The organism is Reichenbachiella faecimaris, assembly GCF_900176375.1.
GTDB lineage: Bacteria > Bacteroidota > Bacteroidia > Cytophagales > Cyclobacteriaceae > Reichenbachiella > Reichenbachiella faecimaris.
In genome coordinates this window covers 172,866-191,110 of sequence record NZ_FWYF01000004.1, presented here as the reverse complement: position 1 = coordinate 191,110, position 18,245 = coordinate 172,866, and the positions used below count along the sequence as shown (strand labels likewise).

11 protein-coding genes are annotated in these 18,245 nt (G+C 40.5%); all 11 read left to right on the top strand.

Annotation, left to right across the window (positions count from 1 at the left end):
- Window positions 1-224: 224 nt before the first annotated feature.
- The 11 genes from B9A58_RS17535 to B9A58_RS17485 all read left to right on the top strand — a co-directional run bounded on the left by B9A58_RS17535 (window position 225) and on the right by B9A58_RS17485 (window position 18,245).
- The gene (locus B9A58_RS17535) at window positions 225-2,222 is read left to right on the top strand and encodes a glycoside hydrolase family 97 protein (RefSeq protein ID WP_084374190.1); all 1,998 of its coding nucleotides are present in this window, start codon (window positions 225-227) and stop codon (window positions 2,220-2,222) included.
- A 147-nt stretch (window positions 2,223-2,369) separates the two neighbouring features.
- Window positions 2,370-5,348 carry a SusC/RagA family TonB-linked outer membrane protein gene (locus B9A58_RS17530; RefSeq protein WP_084374189.1) on the top strand — a complete coding sequence of 993 codons (2,979 nt, stop codon included), beginning with the start codon at window positions 2,370-2,372 and terminating at the stop codon, window positions 5,346-5,348.
- Between the two features lie 20 nt (window positions 5,349-5,368).
- Entirely contained in the window at window positions 5,369-6,970 is a 1,602-nt protein-coding gene (locus tag B9A58_RS17525) for a RagB/SusD family nutrient uptake outer membrane protein (protein ID WP_084374418.1), read from the top strand.
- Between the two features lie 18 nt (window positions 6,971-6,988).
- Window positions 6,989-8,398 carry a SusE domain-containing protein gene (locus tag B9A58_RS17520; protein ID WP_084374188.1) on the top strand — a complete coding sequence of 470 codons (1,410 nt, stop codon included), beginning with the start codon at window positions 6,989-6,991 and terminating at the stop codon, window positions 8,396-8,398.
- 124 nt (window positions 8,399-8,522) lie between these two features.
- The gene (locus B9A58_RS17515) at window positions 8,523-9,887 is read left to right on the top strand and encodes an alpha-amylase family glycosyl hydrolase (RefSeq protein WP_084374187.1); all 1,365 of its coding nucleotides are present in this window, start codon (window positions 8,523-8,525) and stop codon (window positions 9,885-9,887) included.
- Window positions 9,888-10,098: 211 nt separating this feature from the next.
- A complete protein-coding gene (locus B9A58_RS17510) occupies window positions 10,099-10,674 on the top strand; it encodes a PKD domain-containing protein (RefSeq protein WP_176214831.1) in 576 nt (191 codons plus the stop codon).
- Window positions 10,661-11,647 (top strand): hypothetical protein, encoded by a 987-nt coding sequence (locus tag B9A58_RS17505; RefSeq protein ID WP_084374185.1) that lies wholly within the window; start codon window positions 10,661-10,663, stop codon window positions 11,645-11,647. The genes B9A58_RS17510 and B9A58_RS17505 overlap by 14 nt, the downstream gene beginning before the upstream one ends.
- A gap of 11 nt (window positions 11,648-11,658) precedes the next feature.
- Window positions 11,659-14,250 carry a ligand-binding sensor domain-containing protein gene (locus tag B9A58_RS17500; RefSeq protein WP_176214830.1) on the top strand — a complete coding sequence of 864 codons (2,592 nt, stop codon included), beginning with the start codon at window positions 11,659-11,661 and terminating at the stop codon, window positions 14,248-14,250.
- Window positions 14,251-14,253: 3 nt separating this feature from the next.
- On the top strand, window positions 14,254-16,266 hold the full coding sequence (locus B9A58_RS17495; RefSeq protein WP_084374183.1) for an OmpA family protein: 2,013 nt from the start codon (window positions 14,254-14,256) through the stop codon (window positions 16,264-16,266).
- A 238-nt stretch (window positions 16,267-16,504) separates the two neighbouring features.
- Window positions 16,505-17,248, top strand: a complete 744-nt coding sequence (gene fabG, locus B9A58_RS17490) for a 3-oxoacyl-ACP reductase FabG (protein ID WP_084374182.1) — start codon at window positions 16,505-16,507, stop codon at window positions 17,246-17,248.
- 10 nt (window positions 17,249-17,258) lie between these two features.
- Complete coding sequence (locus B9A58_RS17485; RefSeq protein ID WP_084374181.1) at window positions 17,259-18,245, top strand: 3-oxoacyl-ACP synthase III family protein; 987 nt, start codon at window positions 17,259-17,261, stop codon at window positions 18,243-18,245.

The following is an 18,245-nucleotide window of genomic DNA, read 5'->3' as shown; positions in this document are numbered from 1 at the left end:
GGTCAAATTATGCGATCACCCTCAAATTTCACTGCTATTTCGCTATATATTATTTATATCGATAAATCCATAAGTGTCATATATTCAATGAGTTAAAAAATAATTCCTTTATATTTTCTATACTGAAAATGTGTTTTTTGGGAAAGCTTTCCATTTGAAAGTTTTTTGTAGAAGTCAAAATAAGTTTGGCTAATTGGTATTTACAAAGACGCTTATTTATTCAAATGAACACATACAAGATTTTCAGTTTGCTCACCTTATTGTTTTTTAGTTCGATTATAATTTCATGCAATGATGAGTATCAAGTGGTTTCGCCAGATGGAGCTATTTCGGTTACACTCACGTTGCAGAATGGCCAGCCTTACTATAGCGTCTCAAAAAATGGTTCTCAACTCATATCCGATTCGAAATTGGGTTTCCAACTGAAGGATGAAGCTGCCAGTCTGGACAATTTTAAAGTTCTAGCCATTAGCGAATATGCTTACCACAATACCTGGTCACAGCCTTGGGGAGAAACCAAAAACATTGAGGAAAAATACAATTGCCTAAAAGTAAGCCTAGAGGAAAAGAATGCTACCAAAAGAAAATTGGACATTGTCTTCAAAGTTTTTGATGATGGATTGGGTTTTAGATATGAATTTCCAGAGCAAGAAAACTTAAAGGAGTTTGTAATCACTGATGAACTCACTGAATTCAATTTTGTCCATGATTTTGATGCCTGGTGGATTCCTGCTTATGGTGAGGCTACAGATTACGAATATTTGTTTCAAAAAAACAAAGTATCTGAGCTAAGTCAGAATGTACATACACCACTGACCATGGAATTGGGAGATAGCCTATTTGTAAGTGTGCATGAGGCGGCTTTGGTTGACTTTTCGGCCATGACATTGAAACCAGAAGGGACTGGCTTCAAGGCTGATTTAGTACCGTTATCAACAGGTGAGCGCGTCATCACAAGTACTCCGACCAAGTCTCCATGGAGAAGTATTCAAATAGGTGAAAATGCCGGCGATCTGATTACCTCTTACCTCATTCTCAATCTCAACGAACCAAGCAAAATCAAAGACGAGTCATGGATTAAAACGGGTAAGTACAATGGCATCTGGTGGGGCATGCATGTGAATACTCAGACTTGGGGAAGTGGGGAAAAGCATGGTGCTAAGACAGAAAATGTGAAAGAAATGATTGACTTCGCCGCTGATAATAATTTGAGTGCCGTTCTGGTTGAGGGTTGGAATGAGGGCTGGGACGGCGACTGGTCATCTGGAGAATTTGATTTTGACAAGCCGTATGATGACTTCGATATCAACGAATTAAGCAGCTACGCTTCTTCCAAAGGCATTAGTATCATTGGTCACCATGAAACTGGTGGTAATGTGACCAACTATGAAAGACAAATCATAGATGCTTTTGAGTTTTGTAATAAGTATAACATACTGACGGTAAAGACGGGATACGTCACCAAAAAAATCAACGGAAAAGAATGGCATCAAAGTCAGTTTTCGGTCAATCATTACAACTATGTAACAGAATTAGCTGCCAGGTATAGGGTAATGCTAGATATGCACGAGCCAGTAAAGGCTACAGGTCTGAGAAGAACCTATCCAAACCTGATGACCAGGGAAGGGGCTCGTGGTACAGAATATGAAGCCTGGAGCGAAGGAAATCCACCTGAGCATACGGTTATCCTACCATTCACCAGATGTTTGGCTGGTCCACTCGACTATACACCTGGAATTTTTGACATCAATATCAGAACTAAGCCAAACAACAGAGTACACACTACTTTGGCTAAGCAGCTAGCGTTGTATGTCACGATTTACAGCCCATGGCAAATGGTGGCAGATCTCCCTGCAAACTATAAAGGACAACCTGCTTTTCAGTTTATCAAAGATGTCCCTACTGATTGGGAAGATACCAAAGTGTTGAACGCCAAAATAGGCGATTACCTCACTATTGTGAGAAAAGATAGAAAGAGTGACGATTGGTATCTGGGTAGTGTAACTGACGAAAGCAGTCGTTCTTTTGAGGTGACACTGGACTTTTTAATGCCAGGGAAAAAATATAAAGCTGAGATCTATGCTGATGGTCTTAGCGCTGATATGGAATCTAATCCGACGGATATTCAAATAAATCAAATGACTGTTTCTGCAGAACAGACATTAGAAATCCAGTTGGCAGCAGGTGGAGGGCAAGCCATACGTTTCCAACTTTTAAACTAAAAACACTATGAAAATGAAACACTATTCGGAAAAAGATGAGCCACTTGAGGTTCAAAATGAGACTGCTCATTGACGCAGTGATCTGGATCACATAAAGGATTCGATCAAAACTAGAATGATAAAAACTAAAACTAGAACAAAATACAAATGCGAAAAATATACTTATTAATCTATCTGTTGTCGGCCATGTGGTATGCCTTTAGCCCACATGAAGCTCTTGCACAGCAGGTTGAAGAACCTACCGAGATTTCGGGAAAGATAAGCGATTCAGAGACTGGCGAGTCATTGCCAGGTGCTACTGTTTTGGTGAAAGGAGGAACTGAGGGAACAGTGGCTGACATAGATGGTCAGTTTAAACTGAATGTATCAGACCCTAATGCTACCTTGGTTATCTCTTTTGTTGGGTACCTGTCTCAGGAGACTGTACTGAATGGGCGGTCGACTGTAGATATAGCCATGACAATGGATATTGAAGCCCTGGACGAAGTAGTTGTGGTCGGTTATGGAACGGTAAGAAAATCTGATGCGACCGGGTCAGTAGCGTCTATCAACAGCAACGACTTCAATCGAGGAGCAGTTAACTCCCCTCAGGAGCTGATACTGGGAAAAACAGCTGGTGTTACGGTAACATCCAATAGTGGTGCTCCAGGCAATACTTCTACCATCAGAATTCGTGGTGGATCTTCTATGTCTGCTAGCAATGATCCACTCATCGTGATAGATGGTGTGCCCATTGACAATACGCCTACAGGAGGCTCTCCCAATGTGCTATCTAGTATCAATCCCAACGACATCGAGACTTTCTCGATTCTCAAGGATGCTTCAGCCACAGCTATTTATGGTTCTAGAGCAGCCAATGGTGTCATTATTATTACCACCAAAAGAGGACAAAGCGGATTGAACTTTGATTACAACTTTACGGGCACATTGTACACTACACCAAAAAAGGTGGAGGTATACAGTGGGGACGAATTCCGTGCTTTGGTCAATGATCAGTACGCTGGCGAGCCAACCGTTTTGGATTTGCTTGGTACTGAAAATACGGACTGGCAAGAAGAAATCTATCAAGATGCCTTTGGTCAGGATCATAATTTTGGTGTCTCAGGGGGAATAAAAAATCTGAACTATAGAGTATCTCTTGGATACAACAATACAGACGGTATTCTCAAAACCTATAATTTTGAAAGAACGACCTTGGCTGTGGCACTAGATCCTACTTTGCTAAACGGGAGACTGAAGGTGCAAATCAATGCCAAAGGCATGTTGAACAACAATAATTTTGCTGAACAAAATGCAATTGGCAATGCTATCGCTTATGACCCTACCAAACCTGTTTATGATGGCAATATCAGATGGAGAGGGTATACCACCTGGACCGTTGGAGGTATAGATGGCACGTCCATCAATTTGGCTCCGGCCAATCCAGTAGCACAATTAGCCCTGACAGATAATACATCTACAGTAAAGCGTAGCATTGGTAATATGAAGTTTGACTTTGAAGTATTAAAAGGACTCAGAGCAAACCTGAATTTAGGCTATGACTATCAGAAATCTGAAGGGCACAACAATGTCCTGGATAGCACACAATGGGTATATGTGCCGACTGTAGCAGGTGGACGAATCAATCCTTACGAAGATAGTAGAGAAAATCAATTGCTTGATTTCTATGTGAACTATGAAAAGGATTTGCCTTCAGTGGATAGCAAATTTGATGTGATGGCAGGTTACTCATGGTCACATTTCCATAGATCAAATTCCGATTCATTGCTCAACGCCTATAGAACAGAATCTACAGAAGCCAAAAGCTTCGAGTCAGAGTATTATCTGGTTTCATTTTTCGGCAGAGCGAATTATAATCTGAAGAACAAGTATATCCTAACAGCGACTTTGCGTAATGATGGAACGTCAAGATTTTCACCAGATACCAGATGGGGTTGGTTTCCAGCTGTCGCTTTTGCTTGGCATGCTGCCAATGAAGACTTCTTGAATACTAGCGCTGTAGTGTCTGATTTGAAAGTGAGATTAGGATTTGGTATCACAGGACAGCAGGATTTGAATACCGGAAATGACTACCCGTACATGACCACCTACACAGTAAGTGACAATGCCTCCAGATATCCATTTGGGTCTACTTATTACAATACCTATAGGCCTGATGGCTACGATGCCAACATCAAATGGGAAACTACTACTACATACAATGCAGGTATTGATTTCGGTTTGATAGACAATCGAGTGACAGGTAGTGTGGATGTATATTTCAAGAAAACGGATGATCTGTTGAATACCGTGGATGTACCAGTGGGCACCAATTTCTCAGCAAGAGTGCTTACCAATGTGGGTAGCATGGAAAACAAGGGTATTGAGCTGAATTTGAACTGGTTGGTGATCGATAGTGATGATTGGAAATGGAAACTCAACTACAATGTGTATTACAATCACAATGAGCTGACCAAATTGAATCTAAATGACGATCCAGATTACATTGTTCAAACGGGGGCTGTAGGAGGAACCACTTCAGGCACCATTCAGGTTCAGAAACTAGGCAATGCAGTGAATTCGTTTTACGTGTATGAGCAAGTGTATGATACCAATGGCAACCCTATCGAGGATGCTTATGTAGATAGAAATGATGATGGCATCATCAATAGCTCTGACTTGTATGTTTATCACAATCCTGCGGCACAAATAGCTATGGGTATCAATTCATGGCTGAGCTATAAAAACTTCGACTTCTCCATTACAGGTAGAGCGCATTTGAACAATTATGTATACAATAATGTGGCTTCCAGTAGCACGTATATGGGCTTGTACAACTCAATGGAGTACTTGAGCAATATGTCTACTCAGGCAGATGATACCAAATTCGTCAATGGAGTGAATACCAGGTTCTCAGACCACTACATTGAGAATGCTTCATTTTTTAGAATTGACAATATCAATTTGGCTTACAACTTCGACGATGCCTTTAATGGCCTGATGAACCTGAGATTATCAGCTGGTGTGCAAAATGCCTTAGTCATTACCGACTACAAAGGGCTTGATCCAGAAATCAGTGGAGGATTGGATAACAATTTTTTCCCTAGAACCAGATCATTCATAGTAGGCCTACGCGCTCAATTTTAATGGCTTTAAATAGAATCAAAATGAAAAATAATCTATTAAAAATTACGTTGGTCGCAGCATTCACTTTTTCTTTTAGTGCGTGTGTAGACGACCTGGATACTGAGCCACTAAATGAGCAAACGATTAGCTCGGCTTCTGTATTTGACACTGAAGATGGCTATAGACAGTTTTTGGCTAAGCTATATGGTGGCATGACCTTAACAGGACAAAGAGGAGAATTTGGTCTGCCAGAAATCTCTGCAGATGATGAAGGGACAACTTCATTCATGCGTACTTATTGGACTGCACAGGAAATTTCCACAGATGAAGTTATCGCCGCATGGAATGATCCTGGATTATCCGATTTCCAAAATCAAAATTGGGGAGACAATAACCTCTATTTGAAATTATTGTATCAAAGAATCTTCATTAATATCGCCTACTGCAACGAATACATTCGCGAAGCAGGTGATAATCTTGGTGATCTTTCGGACGATTTCAGAAGTGAGGTAGTTACCTATATCGCTGAGGCAAAAATGCTTCGTGCGCTGTATTACTACTATGCCTTGGATCTTTGGGGAAATGTACCATTCATCACACCTGAAGATGAGGTAGGAGCATTTATGCCACAGCAAATTAGCCGATCTGATCTTTATTATCATATAGAGGAGGAGATAGAACTGGCACTTCCTGATTTGGTAGATGCAGGTATGAACGAGTACGCTAGAATCGATAAAGCCATGGCCTGGACGCTATTGGCTAAAATGTATCTCAATGCTGAAGTTTATTTGGGAGTAGGCCAGGATGACTTTGACAAGTGCCTTGAGAATTGCAACAATGTGATTCAATCTGGGCAGTTTTCATTAATTCCACAGTATCAAGAGCTCTTCTTAGCGGACAATCACAGACAGCGAGACGAAATTATTTTCCCCATAGCAGAAGATGGAAACAACTCAAGAAACTATGGTGGCATGACGTTTATTATACATGCAGCAGTAGGTGGTTCTATGGATGCCGACAACGAGTATGGCATAGGTGCAGGAGGCTGGTCAGGCAATAGGCCTACTACGTCTTTTGTAGAAAGCGTATTTGCAGACCCATCAGGTGCTACAGACAGCAGAGCTATTTTCCATACAGACGGACAGGCTTTGGAAATCGCCAATCCCTTCTTGTTCAATCAGGGCTATTTGTGCGGCAAGTACAAGAATATCAGTTCTTTCGGAGACAAAGGCAAGAACAGCAATTTTGTAGATACTGACTTTCCACTTTTCAGATTGGCAGATGTGTACTTGATGTATGCTGAGGCTGTCTTAAGAGGTGGATCTGGTGGTAATGCAGCTACTGCTTTGACTTATGTCAATGCGCTGCGCGAAAGAGCGTATGGTGACAACTCAGGCAATATTGTAGCAGGGGATCTTACGCTCGATTTCCTTTTGGAAGAAAGAGGTAGAGAGCTATACTGGGAGGCACATCGTCGAACAGACCTAATAAGATTTGGCCAATTTTCTGATGGCAGTCTGACTTGGGATTGGAAAGGTGGAGCACAAGAAGGTGTTGCCACTGATGACCATTTCAATCTATATCCGCTACCAGCATTTGACCTTGGTCTAAATACCAATCTGGTACAAAACACTGATTATTAATTACAAAACGAAACGATTATGAAACTATACAAATATTTATCTTTTTTTCTGTGTGTCTTGCTCATAGAGGCATGTACAGATGATTCTAAAGTAATGGTGAGTGATGAAGTGTCGTCACCTATTGTGAGTACGCCTACTTCTGGATCAGCCCTGGTGATTACAGAAGATAACCTAGAGGATAACTGGACTGTAACTTGGGAAGAAGCAGATTATGGTGTAAACCTGGCTGTGACTTATTTGGTGGAAATTGACTTCAAGGACAATGTGTTTTACTCCCCGGCCATAGTAGGTTCGACTCAGGAAAGTAGCGTGACGGTTACTATTGCCGAATTAAATGACTTAATTCTGGCCGAATTGAATCAAGATCCAAATGTATTGGCCGAAGTGGAATTGAGAATTGTCGCTCAAAGTGAAGGTGTGTCAGATTTGATTTCTGATGTGGTGGCCCTTGATGTAACCACTTTTGGTGACGATGGAACTCCTCCAGTTTTGACTAGTCCAGCAGCAAGTTCAGCTACTTCCATAGATGATAGCAATCTTTCAGATCAATTCGCCATGGCATGGGATGCGGCAGAGTTTAGCTCTGCTGGTGATGTAACCTATGTTATTGAAGCAGCAGTGGCAGGTACAGACTTTGCGACTACTGCTATCTTGGGTAAAACCACGGAGACTTCACTGGCGATTACTAACGAGGCTTTGAACTATTATGTAGTTGGAAACTTGGGTCAGAATGAAGCCACTGCTGTAGAAACAGAAATTAGAATTAAAGCAATTACTTCTACAACAGAATTGATGTCTGAAGTAATAAGTTTCACTGTGAATACGCTAGATGCTACTGAAAAAGGAGTGCTTTGGACACCTGGTAGTCATCAAGGGTGGGATCCATCTACAGCAGGTACCATTTCTCAAGTGGGTGATCATTTGTTTGAAGGATACATGTACTTCGCAGAAGGCGCTGGCTTTAAGTTTACTAGCAATCCAGACTGGGATCACACCAACTTTGGATATGAGTCTGATGGTGTTTTGACTAAGGATGGCACAAAGGACGGCCTGTCCATTGAAGCTGGTTATTATAAGTTCAAAGTAGACACCTCTGCACTTACTTATGAAGCAGTTCAAGTGACCTCTTTTGGGTTGATCGGAACAGCCACAGTTGGCGGATGGGATACTTCTACTGATATGACTTATGACCCAGATGCTAATACTTGGAGTATTACAACTGATTTGGTCGTAGGCGCATTGAAGTTTAGAGCAGACAATGACTGGGCCATCAATTATGGAGTGAAGGATATTAATGCCAAGAGAGGGCCACTGGTTTTTGATGCCGCTTCGTTCGACATTAAGGCAGATGGAAATTATACTGTAATATTGAGCTTTGAAAGCGGTTCTTCCCCTTATGAGTTCAATTATGAAATTATTGAAAATTAATTTATTGGCTTGGAGCCAATAAGACACTGGTAGTCTATTTTGATAATTGTACTTTTCTAAGTAGACGGTGCAGCCAGAGGATACTCTGGCTGCATTTTTTGATTGAACAAAATAGAGAGAGCAAATGAAGAGTGTTTGGATAATGACAATAGTCATGATGGCAGTATCATTTTCCTGTGAAGAATCAGGGATGGTGCCACCTACCCCAATAGACAAAGAAGACGAAACCGCAACAGTCAATTCCTTTAGTAATATTGCAAAATTATCAGATCGTGTGATTTATGAGGTGAACTTAAGGGCTTTCAGCTCTTCAGGAAAACTAGCAGGTGTGACTGCAGGTTTGGATCACATACAGTCCTTAGGAACTAATGTGATTTGGTTGATGCCTATTTATCCAATAGGTCAGCTGAAGGGAGTGAATTCACCCTATAGTGTGCAGGATTATCAGGCCGTAAATACTGAATTTGGTGACTTGAATGATTTGATAGCGTTGGTAAACGAAGCGCATAGTAGAGATATGGCAGTGATTTTGGACTGGGTAGCCAATCATACTTCATGGGATCATGAATGGATGCAAACACCAGACTGGTATGTGCAGGATAGTGATGGAAACATCATTGAGCCGCCTGGGACAGGCTGGACGGATGTAGCTGAGCTGAATTTTGACAACATAGATATGCAAGCCGAAATGATTGCATCTATGAAATATTGGATAGAGGAGGCGGGCATTGATGGTTTTAGATGCGATGCCATAGATTTCGTTCCAGATGCGTTTTGGTCGGAGGCCATAGCTTCAATCAATTCAGCAACTGACAAAGAGTTGATTTGGCTAGGCGAAGGGGGAAAAGCAGAGAATTTTACATCAGGTTTTGAATTCAACTATGCTTGGGATTTTTACGGAAAAATCAAGAACATTTATAGCAACTCAAATAGTGCATCAGGTCTTTTTGTGACACATGAGCAAGAAATGAGTGGTTTGGATGCCAATCAATCAAAATTGAGATATATCACCAACCATGATGTATATGCATGGGATGAGACACCCGAAGAAGTATATACAAATGAGGGATCTGTAGGCGCTTTTGTTGCTACGGCCTTTATAGGTGGCGTGCCTCTGATCTATTCTGGTCAGGAGATCGGGAGGCCATCACTGATATCTTTTTTTGGTAAGGATCCTATTGACTGGAGTCAAAATCCTGACATTTTGAAGCAGTACCAAGATTTGATGGCTGTTCGTGAAAGTGTGCTTGAGGTCTTGCATGGAGAACTGATTGCCTATAGTGATACTGACGTGATAGCTTTTAGTCGAACCAATGAAACCTCCGAACTTTTGATTTTAGTGAATACACGAGCTACATCAAAGACTTTTTCATTGCCTACCAGCCTTCAAAACTCCTCTTGGGAAAATTTATTAACTGACGAAAACATCCCATTGGGGAATGAAATCAGCTTGGATGCCTTTCAATATCTGATTTTGCAAAAACAATAATTAGTATGCTAATGAAGGCCACTGGGGGGTGGCCTTCTTTTTTAAATAGTAATCTACACTATGCTGTTGGGATGGATGAGGTTAATAGACATTGTACAAATTCCATTTTGAAACTCACATCCTAGACTCAACTAGTGAATTGATCCATTCGACGAGAAAAAGCACACGATATAGTTTTATCACCTTCTTTTGAGGGTATAGAGCTATGTTTATGAAATATCTTGTTGTCCTCATCTTAGGTGTGTTTGTCAATAATTCTGTTGCACAAACTTCAGATTATGATTCAGTTTATTTACTGAACAACTGTGTTGTATTAGATGCAAAAGAATCCATTCAAGCCGATAGAGCAGACCTGATTTACAAATGGACTTTCGCCAATGATACAATTAAATATGGCGAAGTCGCAGCGCATTGTTATGATTCGTTAGGGACTTATGACATCGTATTGTCAGTCATAGACCCTCAGGCAAATGCCTTGTTTGAAGAAGAATGGTTGTTTCAGGTGACCATTGCTGAGAATTACAGACTTTCTTTTGAGCTTCAAAGACAAGGGAGTAACATTATTTCGGCCATTCCCACGCTTTCTTTTCAAAATGCCCCGAATCGCATTGGATATTTTTGGGATTTTGGAGATGGCAAGTTTGCAACTGGAGAAGAAGTCGAACATGAGTACCTGCAAGAAGGACGCTACCATGTCAGACTTTTGGCGAAAGTTGAGGGTCAGGATCAAATTATAAACTTATCGCTAAACAGAACCATAGTAATTGAAGGAGATGAAGATATCTAAAATTTTTATTTTGGTGATTATCACCATTTTTTTCTATTCGAATCCAATACACCTTAGAGCTCAGATGGTGCCTAGCAGCTTTGAGCAGATCGACTATTTGGTGACTTTCGGGGCAGAAAGCAATACGGCGTGGGGAGATGACGACAATAGTCAAGTCTTCTTTTTTGTAATCCCATCATCTTTTACTAAGCCTATATATATTCGAATTTTTGATCCAGGTACTGGAGACAATATTGATGAGAAAAATGGCGAATGGGATACGAGAACTAATTTTTCAGTCTACAGTGGCGCTGGTACGCATAGCGAATTGGATAGTAGAAAAACTGACCCTGTAGGCAATTATAAAAGTGGTCATTTGTTGGCATCCAAGACTTTTTATGACGAGCCAGAATATGACAACAAATGGTATTCATTTGGACCCTTCAATCCTTTGGAAGGAGAGAAGTCTGAGGAAATGAATGGACATGTTTTCAAGATCATTGCCGAGGGCCTTTTGGGAAATGATGGCAATCTGTACAAATATTATTTAAGTACTCAACCAGATGTCAATAGAGAAGTAGAAGGCGCAAATGCATTTACCTATGAGTATTCTTTCAGACTGCCAGAGGCGGTCAACTCAGTCGCACACCTGTATCCTTTTATTGATAAAGATATGGTGAGTATTACGCAGCACAACTTCGATTTTGACAAAGAGGGATTCGTGCTGCTGTACTCTGTTGCTAAAAATAGGCATAAGGCTGAGGTCTCAGCTAATAATAGCTGGGGATCTAGCAAGCACTTTATAGATGAAGAAGAGAAGAATACTTCCATGGATTTACAAATTGTTAAAAATAAAACCTCAAGAAATGACATGGTTTGTTATTTAACCAATCAGTATGGTGAAGCCATTGCCTTTTTCTCTTCACCCATTGGTGGGCCACCTAAGTTCAAATACAAAGTAAATGTGAAGTACCAAACCAAATCAATCAAGTAAAACCTATGCCAATGAAAAGCGCTCTATTATCCATACTCTTGATATGTTTCCATTTGCTGGATCTGACGGCGGGAGTCCGTGATTTTACTGTCAAGCAATACGGAATTGATCAGGACTTTGAAGGAATTTTTATTTATGATGTAGTTCAAGATCAGGACGGTTTTTTGTGGCTGGGAGCCGATGATGGGCTCTATAGGTTTGATGGTAAAACCATGTTGAAATTCAATCAGATGGATAGTACCATAGGCGATTTAGTCACGGCGTGTATGGTCAGTGCAGATGGTCATTTATACTTGGGGTATAATAATGGAGGAATAAGTATAGTAGAACATGGAAGGTATAGGAAAATACTCAGCCCAGAATCAGCTCCGAGTAAAGTAAATCGGCTTTATCAAGACAACGACCAAGTGCTCTGGGGTCTCACACAAAACACTGGATTGATACGGATCGAGAATCGAGAGGCAGCACCTGTCAAAGTTGACCTTTTAACACAACTTATTTCTTATGATCTTATCCGACACAAAGATAGATTCTATATTGGAACGAACGAAGGGCTCCTGATGCTGCAAATAGATGAAGAACAAAACATTTCTCCTATAGGATTTGTTGTTGGGTCGTTTGGTAAGGCCGTGAATACTCTTTATGAAGATCCTCATGATGATGAGGTGCTATGGGTAGGTACAGATAATGGTTTGTTTTATATTGAGCATGGTGAAGCAACCACAGGAATCCTGAATCCAGTCAAAGGAGCTGAAAAAATGAGGGTTACATCTATCACCCGTGATCATCTAAAAACACTCTGGGTGGGTACAGCCGCTTCAGGCCTGGTAGAAATAGAGCTAAAAAATAATCATGCCTATAGATTGACTCGCTTTGACAAAAGTCATGATTTTCCAAGTAACCAAATAAGTAGTCTTTATGTAGATAGAGAAAACGAAATCTGGGTAGGAACCTTTGGGAATGGATTGATCCAATTGAACCGAGCATTTTTTCATCACTATGAATTAAAAAAATCAGGAAAAATTGAAGGGGTCAATGACTTGTATCAAGCCAATGAAAATCTGTATTATTTGGCTACGGACAAAGGACTCGTCAGAGCATTTAATAAGCCATATCAGGATAGTCTAACCTTTGAGATTTTAAATCAGACAGAAAAATATCAGGTGACCCGAATTCTAAAAAGGGGCAATTTCATTTGGCTAGGAACCCGAAATTCTGGGTTGATAAAATATAACGTTGAAAAGAGCGAATTTGAAGAAATACATCTTGATCCAGTGGATGTAGGGCTTAGTCATTTGGTAAGATATATTGTAGAGGGCAACGATGGGAGTTTGTGGGTGTCAATAGCTGGAAACGGCGTTTACCATTTAGATGATCAGGGGGAGCTGATCACCCACTACAATACCCGGAAAGGGTTCTATCACAATGAAATATTTACCATCCTACCAGATCAAGCAGGCAACATTTGGTTTGGTGCGCACAGTGTCGGCTTAGCTTTATTGAAACCTGATGGTGAGGTGAATTTTTTGACAAAGGATGAAATTTTTCCTGCAAGAGACATCAACAGCATCTCTCAGGATAATCAAGGCATTATATGGATCGCAACATCTGGGTCAGGTTTATATAGTTTTGATGGGGAAAATTTCAATAGATATGATGAGAAATCAGGACTGCTCTCTAATTTTTGCAATGCGGTAGAGGTGGATGATGCTGGCCAGATTTGGGTCGGTCATAGAAAGGGACTTAGTCTGATCCAATCTGCCTATGGTCTGGTAAGACGGTTTAATCATCCTGGGGAATTAGGTGAAACTGAAGCAGTATCAAATTCAGTTGCCAAAGATAATCAGGGGAATATTTGGTTTGGCAATCCCTATGGAGTCACCAAAGTCATCTTGCCGCATATACAGCACAGCATAAAAAAACGGGAAACACACATACAAGACATTCGCCTCTTCTTTGAGCGGGTGGATCTGTTAGAACATAGTACCCAGGAAAAGTTGGATAATATGTTGCCAAACGACCTTATTTTTAATTACAAGGAAAACCATATTACCTTCGATTTTGTATCCATCAACCTTAAAAACCCAGATGGAATTTATTACCAATATCAGCTAAAAGGCTATGACAAGGAGTGGTCTCCCGTGACTTCCTTTAATTTGGCTACATTCACCAACCTTGATCCAGGAGAATATACTTTTAGGATTAGGGAGTCAGATCATCCACAATTTTGGGGTGATAATTATGCCGAGTTAAGTTTTGTCATTGATACACCATATTGGAAAAAGTGGTGGTTCTATTTGCTCCAGATTTCCATCATGATCTCGCTCTTTTTGATTACCTATATGATATCTGCCAAAGTGCAAAATCTATTCGTGATTAGACTCATGGTTTATGTAAGTCTATTCATTGTTTTCGAATATATACATACTGAGTTGGAGCCTTTCATTGAATCAATTGCAGGAGAAACGCCAATTTTACAAGTCGGAGCCAACCTTGCTTTGGCATTGGTTTTATTGCCCATAGAGTTGAGATTGGCCAAGTATTTGAGACATAAAGAATCAGTAAGTAAAAGAAATGACGAACTGATGGTAGAGACAAGTTAAGGTATGAGAAGACTTTCAATCGTATTAATATTTTTTCAGTTTTACCTGCCCTTGCTAGGACAAACTATCTCTTCAACTATATTGAAGAAGGCTGATCAGGAATTCGAAGAATTCAGTTTCGCCAATTCCGTTACTTACTACAAGTTGGCTTTAAAGAAAGGTGAGAACGAAAAGTATGTTACAGATCAAATAGCACTAGCTTATAGAAACCTTAACATGCCAGATAGTGCAGAGGTATGGTTTAAAAAAGCCATAACTCATGAGAAAGTACTTCCAGATTTCTACTTTTATCTGGCGGAGTCACTTTTGAGTAATGAAAAATATAGCGAAGCCAAATATTGGTATGCCGAATACAGTGCATTAGTGGGATCCAGTACCAGAAGCATGGAGCAGCTCAGCGCATTGGAAAATATGGATCAATTTTTCTCCAATACAGATCAAATAAAACTAGATAGAATTAGTCAATGCTCCCCAGGTCTGGATTTTAGCCCAACTTATTACAAGGACGGACTGATGTTTGTATCCTCAAGACCGAGATCTGTTTGGGTAAACCTTGAGTTTAATTGGGATGCTTCTAATTTCCTCGATTATTATTTAATAAGTAACCCACATCAGCCAGCTCAATTTTATGAAGGAGGATTGAATTCCAAATTTCATGAAGGCCCCTTGGTTTTTTATGATGACTATCGTTCAGTGGTCTTTACTCGGAATAATTTAGACAGGAGCAAGTTGAAAAAGGATGAAAAAGGAGTGACCAATCTTAAGTTGTATTTCGCCGAATGGGATGAGCAATCTGAGCAGTGGGTCAATGAAAAGCCATTTGTTCATAATGATGATAGTTACTCTACCAGTTCACCTGCCATTAGTCCGGACGGGACTGTCTTGATATTTTCGTCTGATAAACCTGATGGATATGGAGCGTCAGATTTATATATTTCATTTAAAGAACCTCAGGGGTGGAGTGCACCCGAAAATCTCGGCCAAGAAGTGAATTCTGAGGGTAGAGAAGGTTTTCCATATATTTATAAGGATCAGCTCTACTTTTCTTCAGATGGAAGAGGTGGACTGGGTGGTTTGGATTTATATCGTATAAGTCTGAAAGAAAAAAGACTGGGAAAAAAGTCAATTAATCTGGGAGTGCCATTCAATAGCAGCCGCGATGACTTTGGCTTTATTAGAAAGGAAGAGGGAGGCTATTTTTCCTCTAATAGAGTAAAAGGAAAGAAAGACGATATTTATAAATTTGATTACCAAAAATTGAGCTATGCCATGGTGATTGGCGAAGTTTATGATAAACAATCCAATACACCAATACATGCGTCTGACATTTTTTTCAAAGACGATGAAGGCAAGTATCTGTATACCAGATCAAACGTGGATGGAAAATTTGCAATACCCGTGCCCAAACATTCTTCTTGGGTAGTTACTGCAGAAAAATACGAGTATGATTTGGTAGAGGCCTCGGATGTACAGGTTAGAGAAGGTGACACCCTCCAGCTGTCAAGACTCTATCTGAAAAGGAAGGTAGAACCAATTTACCCAAATGATAGTATTGCATTTCCTGCGACAACCCCTATAGTCGACAATCGAATTAAACCATACGATGAAACGAGTCACTTTGTAGATGGCATCCCCAAAGGAGATACGCTTAAGTTTCAGAATGTATATTTTGATCTGAATAGTTATGAAATTAGAAGTGCTGCCCAACCTGAACTCAACAGGTTAGTCAACTTTATGATTGAACATGTAGATGTAGAAGTTATCCTAAGTTCGCACACGGACTCACGGAGTAGTGTGGAATACAATAAAAAGTTGTCAGAAAAGCGTTCTGTTGCAGTTTCTAGTTATTTGGTAAAGATGGGTGTTGACGCTCAAAGAATTTCTTACAGCTCGCATGGAGAGTCTTACCTGACAAATAATTGTGGTAATGACATTCCGTGTTCCGAAGAGCAGCATGAATTGAACCGCAGAACTTCAATTCATGTGATTAAAAAAAGTACAGGCGACCCCTTGTAGCTCAATGACCTCCATTTTCAAAAGTCCATATACTATTTATTTGTTATAAAGATAAGTAAATCAAATAGTTATGTTTTGTTTTATTTCATTTACACTCAATAGTCAAGCTGTGAATTGATCTTTTTCGCCCAGAAAGTCTAGGGTCTAAGTTTATTTTTACGAAGCATGAACAAATAAGAGGGGTACATTTCCTTTCTTGTTTTGAAAAATCAGAAACAAAACTAGGCGAATAAGAAATATGAGTAAACTTAAGGATCGCGTAGCGGTCGTCACAGGAGGATCCTCTGGGATTGGTAAAGCAGCAGTTTTAAAACTTGCAGATGAAGGAGCTAAAATAGCCATTTGGGATATCAACGAAGAAGCAGGGAATCAACTAGCACACGAATTATCAGATAGAAGCATTCAAGCCATTTTCCAAAAAGTCAATACAGCTGATCCCAAAGTCACTCAGCAAGCTGCTGAAGAAGTCATCAAACAACTAGGTAGAATAGATATCCTTATTAATAATGCAGGAATCACAAGAGATGCCACGATCAAGAAGATGAACTTCGAGCAATGGGAGCAAGTCATTTCAGTCAATCTTACAGGTGTTTTCAATTGCATCAAGGCGGCCATACCAAATATGATTGAGAATAATTTCGGTAGAATTATCAATACCTCTTCCGTGGTTGGATTGTATGGCAATTTTGGTCAGACCAACTATGCTGCTACCAAGTCGGGTGTGATAGGGATGACCAAGACTTTGGCCAAAGAACTGGGTAAGCATTCCATTACTGTCAATGCAGTAGCTCCAGGTTTTATTGCGACGGATATGGTGAAGGCCATGCCTGAGAAAGTGATAGAAATGATGGTGTCTAAGACCCCACTAGGCCGACTAGGCGAACCAGACGATATTGCAGACGCCTATGCCTTCCTGGCTTCTGATGAGGCCTCATTCATCAGTGGCTCGGTATTGAGCGTGGATGGTGCCGTAACCTTATAACCTAACAAGCATGAACAGAGCACAAATTACTGGAATAGGGGCGCATGTGCCTGCACGAGAAATTCCAAATAGCTATTTTAATGAAACCCTTGGAGAAGATGTAGATGCTTGGCTAAGAGAAAATGTTAATATCACCAAAAGGTACTGGTGCAATGAGAACGAGTCAGTAGCAGATCTTTGCGAGATAGCCGCTAAGAAAGCCATGACTGATGCGGGAATTGGCCCAGAGGATATTGATTTATTGGTAATATCAACTGATACACCAGAATACATTTCACCTTCCACGGCCTCAGTGATTCAGGATCGATTGAGATTGAAAAATGCTGGGACGTTTGACTTGAATACGGCATGCGCTGGTTTTGTGACAGCTATGGATGTGGCAGCAAAGTACATCAGTGCAGATGATCGCTACAAGCATATTTTGGTCATAGGCGGATATGCCATGAGCAAATACCTAAATCAAAAGGACAAGAAAACGGTCACATTATTTGCTGATGGAGCAGGAGCAGTAGTCATGTCTGCTCAAGAAGGAGCATCTGGCTGGTTGACAAGTGATCTTCAGACTAGAGGGGAATACAATGGCTGGATGGGAATTTATGGTGGAGCCACGCATCAGCCAGTGACGGCAGAAGTGCTGGCCAATCACGACCATCAATTGAAATTTGTTCATAAATTCCCCAAAGAATTGAATCCGAAAATGTGGACGGAAATGGCCTTGGATATTTGTAAAAGGTTGAATAAAAAGCCAGATGATTTTGACCATTTCTTCATCACACAGTTGAATTTCAATTCCATAAACGAAACCATGGATAATCTGGGTGTTTGCAGAGAAAAAGCGCACATGGTAATGGACCAATATGGCTACACTGGATCCGCCTGTATTCCTATGGCACTGGAAGACGCTTATAAAAACAAGAAATTGAAAAAGGGTGATTTACTTATGTTTATTGGCTCAGGTGGTGGACTGGCATTTGCTGCGGCTGCTGTACAGTACTAA